The organism is Chitinophaga sp. MM2321, assembly GCF_964033635.1.
Taxonomy (GTDB): domain Bacteria; phylum Bacteroidota; class Bacteroidia; order Chitinophagales; family Chitinophagaceae; genus Chitinophaga.
The window spans coordinates 3,314,643-3,330,671 of sequence record NZ_OZ035533.1 but is presented as its reverse complement, the minus strand read 5'-3'; the positions used below and the strand labels follow the sequence as shown (position 1 = coordinate 3,330,671).

General features: G+C 48.1%; 15 protein-coding genes. 4 read left to right on the top strand and 11 right to left on the bottom strand.

Translation table 11 applies throughout. From position 1 onward, the window contains the following. Nucleotides 1-17 precede the first annotated feature (17 nt). The gene (locus ABQ275_RS12970) at nt 18-695 is read right to left on the bottom strand and encodes a hypothetical protein (protein ID WP_349318741.1); all 678 of its coding nucleotides are present in this window, start codon (nt 693-695) and stop codon (nt 18-20) included. Next, nucleotides 682-1,632 (bottom strand): hypothetical protein, encoded by a 951-nt coding sequence (locus ABQ275_RS12965; RefSeq protein WP_349318740.1) that lies wholly within the window; start codon nt 1,630-1,632, stop codon nt 682-684. The genes ABQ275_RS12970 and ABQ275_RS12965 overlap by 14 nt, the downstream gene beginning before the upstream one ends. A 217-nt stretch (nt 1,633-1,849) precedes the next feature. On the opposite strand from ABQ275_RS12965, the gene ABQ275_RS12960 reads away from it, so the two are divergent. Beyond that, nucleotides 1,850-2,539: an MgtC/SapB family protein gene (locus tag ABQ275_RS12960; RefSeq protein ID WP_349318739.1), complete on the top strand. Its 690-nt coding sequence runs from the start codon at nt 1,850-1,852 to the stop codon at nt 2,537-2,539. Nucleotides 2,540-2,543: 4 nt separating this feature from the next. Here the strand turns inward: ABQ275_RS12960 and ABQ275_RS12955 are convergent, their stop codons facing one another. From ABQ275_RS12955 to ABQ275_RS12930, 6 genes are read right to left on the bottom strand one after another with little or no spacing between them, the layout of a single operon-like run. Next, nucleotides 2,544-2,798: a DUF6755 family protein gene (locus tag ABQ275_RS12955; protein WP_349318738.1), complete on the bottom strand. Its 255-nt coding sequence runs from the start codon at nt 2,796-2,798 to the stop codon at nt 2,544-2,546. 12 nt (nt 2,799-2,810) lie between these two features. Next, a complete protein-coding gene (locus ABQ275_RS12950; RefSeq protein WP_349318737.1) occupies nt 2,811-3,320 on the bottom strand; it encodes a Rieske (2Fe-2S) protein in 510 nt (169 codons plus the stop codon). 14 nt (nt 3,321-3,334) lie between these two features. After that, nucleotides 3,335-3,904, bottom strand: coding sequence for a 4Fe-4S dicluster domain-containing protein (locus ABQ275_RS12945; RefSeq protein ID WP_349318736.1), 570 nt, complete (start codon nt 3,902-3,904; stop codon nt 3,335-3,337). A 26-nt stretch (nt 3,905-3,930) separates the two neighbouring features. Beyond that, complete coding sequence (locus ABQ275_RS12940) at nt 3,931-6,144, bottom strand: molybdopterin oxidoreductase family protein (RefSeq protein ID WP_349318735.1); 2,214 nt, start codon at nt 6,142-6,144, stop codon at nt 3,931-3,933. Between the two features lie 30 nt (nt 6,145-6,174). Then, nucleotides 6,175-7,239, bottom strand: a complete 1,065-nt coding sequence (locus ABQ275_RS12935; protein ID WP_349318734.1) for a hypothetical protein — start codon at nt 7,237-7,239, stop codon at nt 6,175-6,177. A gap of 22 nt (nt 7,240-7,261) precedes the next feature. Next, nucleotides 7,262-8,314 (bottom strand): tellurite resistance/C4-dicarboxylate transporter family protein, encoded by a 1,053-nt coding sequence (locus ABQ275_RS12930; protein WP_349318733.1) that lies wholly within the window; start codon nt 8,312-8,314, stop codon nt 7,262-7,264. A gap of 219 nt (nt 8,315-8,533) precedes the next feature. Between ABQ275_RS12930 and ABQ275_RS12925 the strand changes: the two genes are divergently transcribed. The 3 genes from ABQ275_RS12925 to ABQ275_RS12915 all read left to right on the top strand — a co-directional run bounded on the left by ABQ275_RS12925 (nt 8,534) and on the right by ABQ275_RS12915 (nt 12,374). Then, nucleotides 8,534-9,682: a putative sensor domain DACNV-containing protein gene (locus ABQ275_RS12925; protein ID WP_349318732.1), complete on the top strand. Its 1,149-nt coding sequence runs from the start codon at nt 8,534-8,536 to the stop codon at nt 9,680-9,682. Between the two features lie 37 nt (nt 9,683-9,719). Next, on the top strand, nt 9,720-11,762 hold the full coding sequence (locus ABQ275_RS12920; protein WP_349318731.1) for a TonB-dependent receptor domain-containing protein: 2,043 nt from the start codon (nt 9,720-9,722) through the stop codon (nt 11,760-11,762). A gap of 117 nt (nt 11,763-11,879) precedes the next feature. Beyond that, a complete protein-coding gene (locus ABQ275_RS12915) occupies nt 11,880-12,374 on the top strand; it encodes a DinB family protein (protein ID WP_349318730.1) in 495 nt (164 codons plus the stop codon). A gap of 156 nt (nt 12,375-12,530) precedes the next feature. Here ABQ275_RS12915 and ABQ275_RS12910 read toward each other — a convergent pair whose 3' ends face one another. The 3 genes from ABQ275_RS12910 to ABQ275_RS12900 all read right to left on the bottom strand — a co-directional run bounded on the left by ABQ275_RS12910 (nt 12,531) and on the right by ABQ275_RS12900 (nt 16,002). Then, a complete protein-coding gene (locus ABQ275_RS12910; protein WP_349318729.1) occupies nt 12,531-13,001 on the bottom strand; it encodes a hypothetical protein in 471 nt (156 codons plus the stop codon). A gap of 70 nt (nt 13,002-13,071) precedes the next feature. Further along, nucleotides 13,072-14,481 carry an arylsulfatase gene (locus tag ABQ275_RS12905; protein WP_349318728.1) on the bottom strand — a complete coding sequence of 470 codons (1,410 nt, stop codon included), beginning with the start codon at nt 14,479-14,481 and terminating at the stop codon, nt 13,072-13,074. Nucleotides 14,482-14,490: 9 nt separating this feature from the next. After that, nucleotides 14,491-16,002, bottom strand: a complete 1,512-nt coding sequence (locus ABQ275_RS12900) for a RagB/SusD family nutrient uptake outer membrane protein (RefSeq protein ID WP_349318727.1) — start codon at nt 16,000-16,002, stop codon at nt 14,491-14,493. Between the last annotated feature and the right edge of the window lie 27 nt (nt 16,003-16,029).

The following is a 16,029-nucleotide window of genomic DNA, read 5'->3' as shown; positions in this document are numbered from 1 at the left end:
GATACTGCGTTTTAAGATTACTTAATAGTGTTGTAATAAGAAAAGAAAAGTGCGTCAGGATCGTTAAAGATCTTTGGTATCGTAAAGATCACGGGCTTGGTGCCGCCTATTTTATTCTTGTCTGCCAGGATCATTTGCTTCACCCGGATGAAACCATCCTCCGGCTTGAATACGCGATCCAGGACGATGTTAAGGTCTATGGTGTCCTTATCAACCAGTTGATATTGTGGATTTTTCCTGCTCACCTTCAGTTCCCGTTTCATATTATATTGGTACATGAATAAGTAGCCGTAATATGCCGGGCCTACATTGGTGCAGGTGTTATCCGGCCGGTAGCTGGTGCCGAGGTATACCCAGGGTGTATCAAGTGTATAGCGGGCGGAGTATACCTGGAAAAGATACAGGTAATGATAGCTTTTGGATACTTTATAATTTACCGTATCAAATGCGCTTTTGCTATTGAGTAGTTTGTATTCCGGTACTTCATCTCTTTCTACCAGCTTCTCTTTTAATACGGCGCGGTATACTTTAACAGAATCAATTTTTGCCAGGTTATTACCCGGTCCTGCTGGTAGTTGCGCAAAGAATGCCAGGTTGATCTGTCCCTTGTAGGTAAACAAATTTGCCGCTGGTTTGCACTGGCAAAAGAGGAGGGTTATAACGGCGAAGCATATATGTTTTTTAGAAGTCCACATGTTGCAGATTATTATACGATCCCCCGAAAAAAAATCTATTATTATCATTATTCGGATGTAAGGACATGCCCAATTTCATATGTATGATGTCCTGTATACCATAATGCCAGCCTGCTTTATCCATCAGGTTACCGATTATGCCCGCATCCACCGCAAAGTTACGACTGGTAAACACTTTCACCTGGTAGGCAGAAGTATTGAAATTGTAAGGCTGGTTCCTGCCTTTGCGGTCTTTGCTTTCATCATACAAAGGGAGGTTGATGCCCAGTATATTTGACAGCTCATACAGCAGGGGCGTGTAGCCGGTAAACTGGTCAAAGTTCACTTCCACCCTGTTAAACCCTTCCCGGGTGTGAATGATGATACCACCGCCGCCGGTCCAGTAACGGTCAAAATTGTCTGCCACCGGAATCACGTTAAAAGGAATTGCGCCATCGTTGTAATAGTTGAAGGTGAAGAGCCCGAAAGTACCGGTGACAGCGCCGTTGACCTGGTTGCGCCCGTGATTGTTGAGTATGAAATTTGACGTGAGCATGGCAGCATTCCGCGCCATGGTGCCCACGTTGTAGTAGTCTGCATTGTGCAGGGTCCTGAATAGTTTTACGTAATCCAGCCATCCGCCCCAGGCATAGCCTGCGGAAAAAGAGTTGGTGAAATCCAGCTGGATGTCACCTACCAATGGGTTCAGGTTAGCGCCGGTTGTTTTTGTGTAGATGGCCAGCGATGGGCCATAGTTGAGCATTACACCGCTTTTATGTGTGCCGTTGATACTGCCGCCGCCAAAAATCCGCAGCCCCGGAAAATGTTGTGCTTTGCCATAGGTCAGGAAAATGTTGCAGCCAAAATTGACCTGCGTATAGGTATGCCATTTACTTTGTGCCAGCACAGGCCGCTGCACAAATAATATCGCCAGGAGCAGGATAATACGATGTGTCATGGGAGGACATTTTGCGTAGCCCGGCTCCCAGGTGCATGCATCCTTTGACATGTTGCCATAAATAGCCGGCTATCTTGCTTCAAAGACTTTTGGGGTATGAAGCACGTGATTAAATTACGATAAAACAGGGGGAAAATCAAATGTATTTTAGCCGGAAGAAATTACGGATGACGGAGTTGTAATTTTCTTAAATTGTAGTAGCTAATCGGAAGAAACCATGAGTCCTTTTGTACTATCACCCTGGGAAACTATTTTAAGACTAGTCATTTCTGCTATACTGGGAAGCCTTGTAGGCTGGGACAGACAGCGCAAGGAAGGTGCTGCCGGCCTCAGAACGCATATGCTGGTATCTGTTGGTTCTACGCTGGTGATGATCGTATCTACTTACGGGTTTGAAGATATCCTGGGACAGCGAGCAGTGATGCTGGACCCTTCGCGTATAGCCGCACAGGTGATCAGTGGTATTGGTTTTCTCGGCGCCGGAACGATCCTTTTCCTCAGACAACAGGTGGTGAAGGGACTCACAACCGCCGCTGGACTATGGAGTGTGGCCGCTGTGGGGCTGGCCGTGGGCAGTGGCCTGTATCTTGCCGCTGTATTCACTACCGTCATCATTTTATTGATACTGGCGGTTGTAAAACCACTGGAGAAAAAGTTTTTTAAAAGTGAGAAGCTCAACGCCATTTACCTGGTCCTGGACCTGCAAAAGGTAGGGCTGCTGGAAATTGAAGCCATCATTAAAAGTAAAGGGATTGAAATAACGGAAATGATCATGCATAGCAATGATGACGGATCTTACCAGATAAAAATGACTTTTGAAAGTGGTACTGATCAGAAACTGATCCTCGCAGTAACCGAACAACTGAATAGTACGCCCGGTATCAGCAGGATTAATCTGAAGATCTAAAAGGTTAGTCCTTATCCGCTTTTTTATTGCCCATCGGCAAAAAATACAGCCAGCAAAACCCGATCAGGAATAATCCAAAGGAGGCGAAGAATGCCGGCCAGGCAATGTCCCTGTTCTTTTCCAATGCATTATTGAGCCCGGTGTATAACAGCCATATCTGGATGCTTACATTTAAAATAAGGATCACGATAAGGGCAGACGTCAGGGTGTTTGTTTTGTTAGGATGCGCTTTATTCTGCGCTTCTTTGAAATTACTCATCACGGTTTATTTTCAGGTAATACCATTGCTGAATGCTTTTACATAAATATCATCTCCTTTCACTACCACATCTAGTTTAGGGAGCGGTCTTGGCGGCGGTCCTTCCAGGTTTTCCCCGGTCATGGCGTCGAAGAAACCGTTATGACAGGGGCATTCTATTTTGCCGCTGCCGGGTTTATAAAAAACGGCGCACGACAGGTGCGTGCACTTCTGTTCATATGCCCGCCACTCGCCGTTTTCCAGGCGGATGAGGATATATGGTATTTCACTTCCTGCAATCACAAAGGACCGGGTGCCACCTACGGGTACGGTGCTGGCCTTACATACAAAATGTTCTCCCTGTACTTCTGCCGGTGGAAAGAAATTTGCTTTGATGGCTACATAGGCGCTGCCGGCAGCAAGGCCACCGGAAACAAGGCATAAAAAGCGCGCAAAATCCCGGCGGCTTACACGCGTGGCTTCCGTGCGCCGGATCGGGAAATCATCTTTCCAGTGTTGGTCGTTTGCTGGTTGATCAGACATATCTCCGGTATTAATTAATGAACTTTTAAGTGGGTGCTGCCTTTGGGCATCATGATGTTTACTTTGGTGGTGACTACCTGTTCCCCGAAGATGAATGTATTCACCGGTGAACTATTGGGCCGCATTTTACTGATCTCTTCATAAGTACCGTAGAAGAGTGCCTGGCTGGGGCAAACGGTGGCGCACATCGGCTTTTTACCGGCGCTGGTGCGGTCATAACACATGTTGCACTTCATCATCATGTCGTACTTTTCCTCTTTCTTGGGCACCCCGAAAGGACAGGCCATCACACAGTTGGAGCAACCGATACAACGGGCGGTATTGGCACTGTGTACCACGCCGAAATCGTCTTTGCTGATGGCATCGGCTGGGCATACTTTTGCACACACCGGATCATCACAGTGCATGCACACCTGCACGGTAGTTTGAATGGTAACGGCACGTTCCACAAAGTTTACATGGATCATGCTTTCCTGTCCGTTTGTTTCACATTCGGCACAGGCCATTTCACAGGCTTTACAGCCGATGCAGCGTTGCATGTCTACAAAAAATGCCATGTCGGTTTTGTATTCTGTTACTTCCATATTATAAATGATTCAGTCGTTTATAATCAGATACTATCATACGCACGGGCCTTCTCCGGATCTGAGATAATACCCAGTGGTTCCAGCTTACAGGCGCATACTTTGAATTCAGGAATTTTGGATACCGGGTCGAGTGTGCCAGGTGTTAACTGGTTCGCCGATTTTTTACCAGGCCAGTGATAAGGCACAAACACGGTGTCTTTGCGGATGGTTTCTACAATATTTGCGGGAAATTCACCGCTGCCTCTGCGGGTACTTACCCTTACCAGTTCCCGCTGGTGGATATTATATTTTTTCGCTAGCTCCGGATGGATCTCTACCAGCGGTTCCGGGATCTGGTTTACCAGTTTGCCGATACGGCGTGTTTGTGTGCCGCTCAGGTATTGGGAAACCACCCTGCCGGTGGTGAGTACCACGGGATATTCATCATCCGTTACTTCCCCCGGATCCCTGTAGGCTACGGGGTTGAAGTGGGCTTTGCCATCGGGTGTCGCAAATTTTTTATCTTCCCATAAACGGGGCGTACCCGGATGATCTTCTGTAGGACAAGGCCAGAAGATGCCCATATTATCTTCCACCTTTTTATAAGTGATGCCGAAGTAATCGGCAGTACCACCTTTAGAGGCTACACGTAGTTCATTAAAAATGGCTTCGTTATCGGCGTATTGGAATTTATCGGCAGCGCCTAAACGATGCGCCAGTTCCAGGATGATCGCCGTGTCTGCACGGGCGTTGCCGGGCGGGGTAACGGCCCTGCGTATACGAACTACGCGGCCTTCTGCAGTAGTAACGGTACCATCTTCTTCTTCATGTAGTGAGCCGGCCAGCACAATGTCGGCATGACGGGCCGTTTCATTTAAGAAGAAATCTATACATACATAAAACTCCAGTTTTTCGAGAGCTTCCCGCACGTAGTTATTATTAGGGAGAGATACCAGCGGATTGAAACAGATCGACAACAACCCTTTCACTTCGCCGCGATGGATGGCTTCAATCAGTTCATATGCTGTCAGACCTTTGCCGGGTAATTCGGATTCAGGAATGCCCCATACGCCGGCAATATATTTCCGGTGTTCGGGGTTGGTAATATCGCGGTTGCCGGGAAGCTGATCGCATTTGTGGCCATGTTCGCGGCCACCTTGCCCGTTGCCCTGCCCGGTGATGGTGCCGTATCCGCAATAGGGGCGGCCTATGCGGCCGGTAGCCAGTACAAGGTTGATGCAACCCAGCACGTTATCAACGCCCTTGGAATGATGCTCTATTCCCCGCGCATGCAACAGGAAGCTGGTTTTGGCCCTGCCCCATAATTCGGCTGCCTGCCGGATCTTTCCGGCTTCAATACCAGTTACACCTGCTGCCCATTCCAGTGTATAATCTTTCACGGCATCAAGGGCTTCCTGGAAGCCGCTGGTATGGTTATCAATAAAGTCGTGGTCCAGCAGGTCGTTGTCGGCCAGGTATTTCAGCATAGCGCCATATAGAGCGGAGTCGGTGCCCGGCTTTACAGGCAGGTGCAGATCGGCCGTACGTGCCAGCGGAATCACACGGGGATCTATAACGATCAGTTTGGCGCCATTATCCCTGGCGCGCCAGATCCAGTGCGTAAGCGTCGGAAATGTTTCACTCACATTGGCGCCTGCTACTATAATCACTTCTGCATGTTCCAGGTCTGCATAAGTATTGGAGGTACGATCCAATCCGAATGCTTTTTTATTACCCGCACCGGCGCTCACCATGCACAACCGCCCGTTGTAGTCGAGGTTGGCGGTCTTTACCGCCACACGGGCAAACTTACCCATGAGATAACTTTTTTCATTGGTAAGGGAAACGCCCGACAAAATGGAGAAGGCATCGTTGCCGTATTGTTGCTGGATACGTTTGATCTCTGATACTACCCGGTCCATCGCTTTATCCCAGGATACTTTTTTAAAGCCTTCTCCCTCCACTCTTTCCAGCGGGTCCATCAAACGGTCGGGATGATTGTCCTGTAAATAACGCTGCACGCCTTTGGGGCATAGCCTGCCTTCATTAAAAGGGAATTCCATCCATGGCTCAAAGCCCACCACTTTATTATTCTTCACCAACAACTGGATACCACACTGCATGCCACAGAAGCAGCAATGTGTTTTCACAGTAGCATCGGGTTCGTCCCTGCCCACATAGCCTTCGCGGGGAGCGAAGTTGAGATGGGGTCCAAACTGTTCGATAATCTTTTCCGGTGATACAGGTAGTTTAGCCATGCACGTTATAATTTATTTTTCGGGAGATAATTATCCAAAAAAAGCGCCGCCTTCTTCTCTTGCTTTCAGGTGCGCTTTGGCCAGTAACGACCGCTTACCTTCGGGACTGTAATCAAGATGAGAAGTACCGTCTTCCAGTGTAAAATCGAATCCTAATTCTTTGGTGACCGTTTTCAAGTCATCGATATGCAGCTGCGTGGCAAAGGACTGCCCGGTATACGGACAAACAGCCATGCCTCTTTTGATCCCTTCCTGTTTATAAATATGCGCACCAATTTGTGCAGGACGCTGAATGATATGAAAGAACTTACCAAACGGAATCCATACAAGGAAAAGGATAACCGAAATAGCATGCGTGACGGACATAAAATCATAGGCGATCCCTTTCATGAAGGCATAGCTGAAATTGAGTCCCAGACCTGTAACAGAGATAATGATCAGCAAGATCAGTGGTAACAGATCTCCCTCAAAAGTTTGTGTAGCTATTAAACCTGCATTGGTGAGCCGCCTGCTCATGAAAATGACGCAACCAATAATCACCAGCCAGGAACACCAGGTTAAGGCGTGGAAGATGATAAAAGCGAGAAAAGAACCCAGCTTAAAGCTCATGACTTTAAACCCGAAGAAATTGGCGTTATAAAGATTGGTAACAGCAGGATCAAGACCAGTAGCCGGGTCCAGCGTGAAGTTGATCCAACCCAGTGTAAGCGGTATGGTAATAGCAAATGCCGCCATGCATCCCGTAGCCAGCGAAAAATGCGCGATCCATCTTTTTTTTCCTCTCTGGTAAATAAACTGCTGGAATAACAGATTTTTCACAGATTCTTTCAGCATAAAATACAGATGCAGAAAAATCCTGCCATTAAAAACCAGTTGCCAGGTACGCTTGAAATACATGCGGGTAGGCGGTCTTTGCAACCATACACAATAACGGTATACACCACCGAATAAGGCAAACAGGGTACCAAACAGGTAGATGATCAGTGCGGGATCAAAATTCTGCAACTTCCGGGACCCGTAAAATGAGACAACCACGCATAGCAGGGTAACGAATACAGCAATCAGGAATGCTTTTTTATTGAGAGAAAACTGCATAGCAACGGGTTTATAGGTTGAACTATTTTTCTTTGATAAATGGAAGCCGTAGCAAGCCAATCAATACAATGATCCAGGTAAGTAATGCTATAACAACAAATAAGGCAGAAATAGGTTTAAGAAAAGTGAACCCGGTAATACTGGCATACGTAAACGTACACACGCCGTACATACCCAATGGAAATACCATCGACCAATATTGCGGATCATACTTCAGCGGTACCTTCGCCACAAAATGGCGGTAGGCAAACATGAGGAATAACAAGGGAATCCACCAGCTGGCAAAAGACCAGAAGAACATGGTAAATGTTTCCACAAAATTAGCCCAGTGATTTAATGCATCATGGCCACGGGCATACATCACCAGCCGGGAGCCCGCCAGGGAGATAATAGCCACCGCACCCATATTAATCCAGTAAGGTGGGGTTATAGTTTCCGCTTTCATACTGAGGAATAACCATCTGTATAATATTAATCCTATCAACACAAAATAGAACATCCCGCCAATCATATACATGCATAATGAAACGAAGGCCACCAGTCCCGAAGCAGGACTGTTGTTAGCGATGATAGCGCCCAGTACCGCTACTGATTCTGTAGAGACCACGATCAGCAGCCACGCGCCACTGATACTGTTTTCCAGCGATGGTTTGGGCTCTTTCAGAATATTCACCAGGAAAAAAGTATAGAGTAGTAGCAGCCACAAGACAAGGCCAAGGACCCAGAATGCAAAAGCAGTGTTCACGCTGCCGTTGATCAGCGCAAGCTGGCTTCCCAGTACATTGTTACCTGCTACCAGCGTCAGGAACGTGACGCCTCTGCCGGCATGATGCAGATCATTCCACACGATGAGCGGATACCTGACCGTTCTTGCAATTAATATGATCCAGAGGATGAGATAGAAGAAGATATTGCAATAAAGCAGCACCTTTGATAACCCCGGATATTTCCACAGGAACAATCCTATAGAAACAATACCGGTAGCCATTACCAGCGCAAAGTAGCCCGGAAAGAAATTTTCTAGTGACGTGTGTGTTACTGGTTGACCCGGGGTAGAGAGTTGCGTTTGAGGCATATTAATTTTTGTTGGTTAAACAAGAAACTATCTCACACAGTACTATTAATAAATATACAGTTATTTCAGGTAAGAAGGAGCAATGGCAGCGAGGAAGCCATGCTGCTACCCGATAATGATCAATCGGGCGGCAACCGACAAAAAAAAGGTTATATATTTATGTAGGAAAACATACCGTTCCGCCGTTAGCGGCGGCGAATTAAATGTGAAACCGGGCATATGGAACAAACAAATGAATCAACATATCAAGCTGCTACTGCGGTAGCCGGAATTATAGAGGGGCACTTTATTAAACATCTTGCCGCTGCGAAGGAAGAGGGGGAAGAAAACCTGGCAACTGCGCCATCAGCAAAGATTGTAGAAAAAATTATAGACGTAGCCTTCTGGGCAAGTCTCCGTAGAGAAGAGGGTAATTCTACCCGGATGTCCATCGCATTTGTAGATCCGGTTCAGGCCGGCAAGCCGCTTTTGTTTGAAAAGCCATTGCCCCTAAGCCCGATGGTGCTCACCAAACTGGCGCCTGGCGTAGAAAGGCCGGGCGTGCATGTAGGGGTGTGGCATGATGGGAATGAACTTTATATATGGGGTACTACTATCAAATTACCAAATTTCTGTTTCGTGCTGGATGTGTCCGAACCGGGACTGCTGGTAGTGAAACACCGTCGTATTCAGGGACTGGGCAAGTTTACCAATGTGGCGATGCTGAAAGGTGACCAGGTAAAAGTTGTAGATGAAAGCAGCGGGTATTCTTCCTGCAGCCCAGCACTCCTCAAATCATTGCTGGGACTGGATTCTTCGGTTTTGTGGAACAACCCGGAAAATGTGCTGATCCAGATTGCCGTGTCCATGCGGGCGCATAAGCGCGGTGGTATCCTGTTGGTAACCCCTGCCGGCAATAGCTCCTGGAAGGAATCGATTGTACATCCTTTACAATACCCGGTATCTCCTGCTTTTTCCGGGGTGGCAGACCTTATCCGCCAGGATAGCAGCAGTGTTAGCGAGATATACTGGCAGAATGCATTACGGCGGGAGGTGGAAAACGTTTCGGGGCTTACCGCTGTGGACGGGGCCACTATTGTCAACGATCATCATGAGCTGCTGGCTTTTGGCGCCAAGATCATCCGTGCCAACAGCTCTACCCCTGTAGAAAAAATCATCATTACAGAACCGGTCATAGGCGGAGATCCTGCCTATGTACACCCTTCCAGTATAGGCGGCACACGGCACCTGTCGGCTGCCCAGTTTGTGCATGATCAGCATGATTCCATCGCGCTGGTAGCATCACAGGATGGCTATTTTACTATCTTCTCCTGGTCTGCCACCAAACAAATGGTACAGGCCCACCGGGTAGATATTCTGTTGTTATAAATTATTCACCATATCACATCATTACATCCTGTACACTATGCGTTATTTTTTTACTTTTTTATTTTTGCTATTTGCCACCTCACTTGCTGCCCAGCAGGACACCCTGCATCAGTTGGAAGAGGTAGTTGTGAAGTCCTACTTGTCTACTGAACGGTTACAGCGTTTACCCACCACCGTGAGTGTGTTGTCGCCTGCGCAGCTACAGTTGCAGCAAGGCGCTTCCCTGGTGCCCGCTTTTAATACCATTGCGGGCGTACGAATGGAAGAACGCTCACCGGGAAGTTATCGTTTATCCGTTCGCGGTAGCCTGTTGCGCTCTCCTTTCGGGATCCGCAACGTGAAAATATATATGAATGAAATGCCATTCACAGATGCAGGTGGTAATACCTATTTCAACCTGCTGGACCCTGCGGCGGTTGGACAGGCGGAAATCCTGAAAGGCCCGGATGGTAGCCTGTTTGGCGCTAATTCGGGCGGCGTGATCCGGCTGGATCTGATGCCTCCGCCTACGGACAGTACACACTTCCAGGCGCAGATACAGGGTGGCAGCTATGGGCTGTTGCATGCTACGGCTGCCTATCAGCAACAATTCGGGAATTATGGGTTGCAGGTATTCCACGGCTACCAGCAATCCGATGGTTACCGGGAAAACAGCGCCATGAAACGGTCCTATACACAGATAGGACAGCGATGGGAATACCGGCCCGGGTATGTATTGAAGATGCTGGCTTTTTATGCCGATCTCGATTACCGCACACCCGGCGGCCTGACGCTGGCACAGTTTGAAGCCAATCCCAAGGCAGCCAGACCGGCTACCAACACGCTGCCCGGCGCTGTTACGCAAAAGGCCGGCATTAACAACCGCACCCTGCAAGGCGGACTGGTACATGAGGCGCAGCTAAGCAGCCGGTGGCAACATGTACTGACCGTTTTCGGCGCCAATACCCATTTCGAAAATCCCTTTATCACCAACTATGAAGTAAGGGATGAAAATACAATCGGCTTCCGTACCTACCTGGCACTGCTGAATAGCGCCACCAGCTCCTCTCCGCTGAAATGGAAATGGTATGCCGGTATGGAGTTGCAGCAAACCAGCACTGATATTGCCAATTATGGCAACCGGCAGGGTAAGAAGGACACGTTGCAGGTAGCGGATAAACTCACCGCCGGTCAGCATTTCTTCTTTTCAAGGTTCCATGCAGATCTGCATAACTGGACACTGGAAGCGGCGGGAAGTATGAACTACTATTATTACACCTATAACGAAAACGGGCACACGAAGATGACGTTTTCTCCCCAGTTCATGCCGCGGGTTTCGTTATCCTATCTTATCAATGACCAGGCTACCGGCCGTCTTACCGTGAGCCGTGGCTACTCGCCACCGGCCACCGCAGAGGTACGGGCGTCAGATAATATTATCAACACCTCCCTGCGCCCGGAAACAGGCTGGAACTATGAAGCAGGGCTCCGGATACTACCGGCATCACAGCGGTATATGCTGGATGCAGCCGTATTCCATTATCGTATGAAGGATGCCATTGTACGTAAGCTGCATGATAATGGCGAGGAGTTTTTTGTGAATGCCGGTGGTGTAAACCAGACCGGACTGGAAATAATGGGCGCGCTTCCCATTCTGCCCGTACGGCAGCATGGCGTGATCCGTGGTATGGAATGGCGGGAAAGCTATACACTGAGCGATTTCTCTTTCCGTGATTATGTCAGCGCAGGCAAGGATTTTTCCGGCAACAGGCTTACGGGTGTGCCGCAGCACGTTGTGGTAAGCAGCCTGTTAATGAATTTTCCACATCATACTTATCTTTATCTGACACATAATTTTACCAGTAATATTCCTTTAAATGATGCCAACAGCGCCTATGCGCGACCTTATCACCTGTTGCAATGCAAGGCCGGCTGGCGTATTGCCTGTGCAAAAGGGCGCAGCGTTACCATACAGGTGGGGGCAGACAACCTGCTGGACCAGCGGTATAGCCTGGGAAATGACCTGAATGCGGTAGGAGAGCGGTATTATAACGCAGCCCCGGGGCGGAGCTTTTTCGGCGGGATTGCGGTTGCGCTGTAAGAAAACAGGTATTCCTGGTTGTCTTTTAAAAAAAATAAAAATTTTTCTGCTTCCTGCTGACATAGGGTTGTCACTTGCCTGTTTTTACTTTGTATCAACAACAAAAAAATTACCCTCATGTCAAACACTATTCAATCACTCCTGAAAGAAATGGAGGAGGAAGCAGTTACTACCCGTAAAATGCTGCAACGTGTGCCGGAAGATAAATACGACTGGCAGCCGCATGAAAAAAGTATGAGCCTGCTACGGTTGGCTACGCATGTAGCTGAACTGCCAACCTGGGTATCAATGACATTGACCACCGATGAGCTGGATTTCTCCAAATACGATTATAAACCGGCTCCACTAAAGAACAGTGGGGAGCTGATGGCTTTTTTTGAAACATCGCTGGTAGATGGTAGAAAACACCTGGAAGCAGCCACGGAAGAACAGTTAGGAGAAAACTGGACAATGCGTAATGGTGACCACATCATCAGCATCAGAAGTAAAGCGGAAGTACTCCGGATGACGTATTGCCAGATTGTACACCATCGGGCACAACTAGGTGTATTTCTACGGTTACTTGACATTCCGATCCCTGGTAGTTACGGGCCCAGCGCGGACGAAGATTAACAGTATTTAGTTATTTACGAATTTAGGGATGTAGCTATTTTGTTGCTGTGATATATCTTCCATGGAAACAAAATATCTACGTATCAAAATCAGTAATAATTAAATATTTAAGGGGTTACTTGCTGACTGTTCGGGCACAGGCAGTGAGTAACCCCTTTATTTTTCGTTGCAATATTTGATATAACAATCCAGGATCAGATCCCAGCCTTCGGGGGCATTCAGTGCCTCCCTGTATTCGGCGGCACCTTCGCCGTGGTTATCAAAATGTCGGTGACCGAAATCAATCTTCGCCTTGTTGGCGCCTTCCGGAATGAAATGCAGGAACACCTCACTGGCTTTGTCAGGATCGGGTTCCGGCACACGGGAAGGGCCTACCTGCCAGAGAAAGGCGATACTAGCGCCTTCCTTAATATGGATCACCCGGCCCCAATCGCAACGAAAATCGTAAGGGCCTGCTTCTGTACACAATCCGTTTACTTCCGGGTGAATGCGCAGATTGATCAGTTTGTCCTGTGACCAGGTATAAGCTCTGGGCCACCATTCGTTGATCTCATACACAAATTTTGTGTAAGCGGTACCGGCTGCTACAGGTACTTGCAGATGTTTAGTGATGTTAGCTGTTTCCATACTGTGTCAGCCCGATTTCGGGGCCAATCAAAGAACATCTGCAACGCCACAATTGTTTGGCGTTTTCTCCTTATTCTTCCATATCTGACCAATCAAATAATTTGTTTTCTGCTGGTGTTTTAGCTTGTTTGGTTAAGGCATAAAGTTGTTTTACCCTGGCTGGCTGTGAGGCTGCGAGGTTGTTTTTTTCGCCAATATCTGTCCGCAGATTGTAGAGCTCAACCACTTCCGGAATTCCTTTGTTTTTGAGCCGCACGAGTTTCCAGTCGCCTTGTATCACCGCTTCTTTCAGTGTTTTTTCATTGAATTGCCAGTATAGATAAGGATGTTGTTTTACCTGCTTTTTGCCGGCAATGGCAGGCGTAAAGGAGATCCCGTCTATATTGCCCGGCGCAGGCGCGCCTGCAAGTCCGCAGAGGGTGGGCAGCACATCCCAGAAAGCCCAGATGTCATCCCGTACAACACCGGCAGGTACTTTACCCGGCGCTCTAACGAGCAGGGGCACACGAATACCACCTTCGTAGAGATCACGTTTGATCCCACGTAAAGGTCCGCTGCTGTTGAAGAATACGGGATCGGCGCCGCCTTCTTTATGTGGGCCGTTATCACTCGTGAAGAAGATGTAGGTGTTGTCATCCAGTCCGAGGTCTTTTACCAGTGCCAGTACACGGCTTACGTCTTCATCCAGCCGGGTAACCATCCCTGCAAAGGCGGCATGGGGCTGACTTTGTGAGCGGTATCGTGATCCCTTTGGCTGTATGAAAGGTGTTTCCGGCCCCAGTTTACTGCTGCCGTCGGCATTTTGAAACCGCTGTACATAGGTAGCCGGAACATGCAGTTCCGCATGCGGAATGGTGAGGGGAAGATAAAGAAAGAAGGGCTTGCTTTTATTTTCTTTGATAAAGCCCAATGCTTTCTGTATGATCAGCTCATCGGAGTAAAGACTGGTATCTTTATTTACCCTTACCGTATGCCCGTTTTGTAATTCAAAGAGATGATCGGTGTAATAGCTGTGTGCATGACCCTGATCGAGATAACCATAGAAGGCATTCCATCCTTTATTTTCCGGGGCGCCTTCTGTATCTTCTGCTCCCAGTCCCCATTTACCAAACATACCGGTGGTATAACCGCCAGCCTGTAATAGCTGCGCAAGGGTGGTATCCTGTGGACGCAGGGGTTCGCGGGTATTGCCCCGGATATAGGCATGGCCCATATGCTTACCGGTCATCAATGCACAGCGGCTGGGCGCACACACTGTATTGCCTGAATAAAAACGGGTGAACTTCGTGCCTTCAGCAGCGAGCCTGTCAATATTAGGGGTTGGTATTTTGCTGGCCGGATTGAAACTGGTAAGATTGCCATAACCAAGATCATCAGCCACCACAAAAATGATATTGGGCTGTTGCTTTTGCTGCGCAAGCGCCGGAAGTTCTGATAGCAGCAGGAACAGGAGTACCGTTAAATTTCGTGTATTCATCATTGTTATATATTATTTACCGTAATTATTATTCTGTGTGAGCTGTGGATTTTCCTGTATGGCTATGGATGGTACCGGCCAAAGGTAATCACGTAGCGGGTTGAATGTTCTTGTGTCGAGTCGTTCACCTTTATAATTATAAATATCGGTGGTCATCAGCGCAGCAGCAGTTTTCCATCGCCGGATATCAAAGTAATACAATCCTTCGCCAGCCAGCTCAATACGGCGTTCATGGCGTATTTCCGTGCGGAGCAGTTCCTTACTCAGCCCAGTGCTGATATCGGGCATGCCTGCACGAAAACGGATCTCGTGTAATGCGCTGTATATAGAAGCGTCAGGTCCGGTGGCTTCATTCTGTGCTTCGGCATACATCAGTAATACATCTGCATAACGGAGGATGATATAGTTTAACTCCGACTGCCCGTCTGCAATAGTAGCCGGTGGTTTTACATTGTCTTTGTACACCGTATATTTTTTCTGTCCGTAGCCGGTACGGGGATATTGTCCTTCTTTTACGATGGCGCCTTTGTATTGACTGCCAATAACCGTATACGTCTGTTGCAGCCGTGGGTCCCGGTTTTCATAAGGATGGGCCGCATCATATTTTGCAGACATGCTGATAGGTTTTCCATCAATAGCATAATAGTCATTGATGACATCGGGTAATGGCGCTACGCTGTTGTATTCATCCAGTGCTATATCCATGCCATGCGTAAACTCCGGGGATTTAAACTGTGCATCAAAGATCACTTCTGTGTTGCCTTCATTTTCAAGGTAGAACAACGCCCTGTAATCAGGATACAGGCTGAAAACTTTGCTGTTGATCACGGTTCTGGCAGCATCGGCAGCTTCCTGGTAGCGGCCTGCGTATAACAGCACTTTTGCTTTAAAGGCCAGGGCAGCACCTTTGGTAGCATGCCCTTTGTCGTTGCCGGAAGGTGCAGCCGGAAGTGCTGCCAGGGATTCGTCCAGGTCTTTCAGTATTTGTGTGAGCAGGGCAGTGGTATCGTTACGCGGGAGGGTGGACTGCGTAGCAAAATCCGGTGGGTCCAGGATGAGCGGAGCACCGCCAAAAAGATTCCACAGCGGAAAATAAAAGACCGCCCGCAAAAACTTTGCTTCCGCTTTGTACTGTTGTTTGAGAGTGCTGTCCATACTGATGGCATCGATATGAGCCAGCAGGTTGTTGGCGCGGCCAATGCCCGTGTAGGCGGATTTCCAGGTGGTGTTGACAATAGAAGCGTTGGCAGCGTCGTGAATACCTTCTGCAATTTTATTATAATCGCTGCTATAGCTGTACGCATTGGGGGTGATGGTTTCCAGCATCACGGGTGTATTGCCGCCATAGAGACCGGTTTGCAGGAGTGCTGCATAAGTGGCATTCAGTGCAGCTTCTGCATGTTCGCGTGTTTTCCAGTAGGTATCTGTTGTAAAACGATCAGTGGGTGTTACATCCAGGAACCTGTCTCCGCAGGAGCTGGTGATCACCACAATCAGAAAAAGTAAGTTATAATATCGTTGCATGATGAGATTCATTTTTTTGTAGAAAAG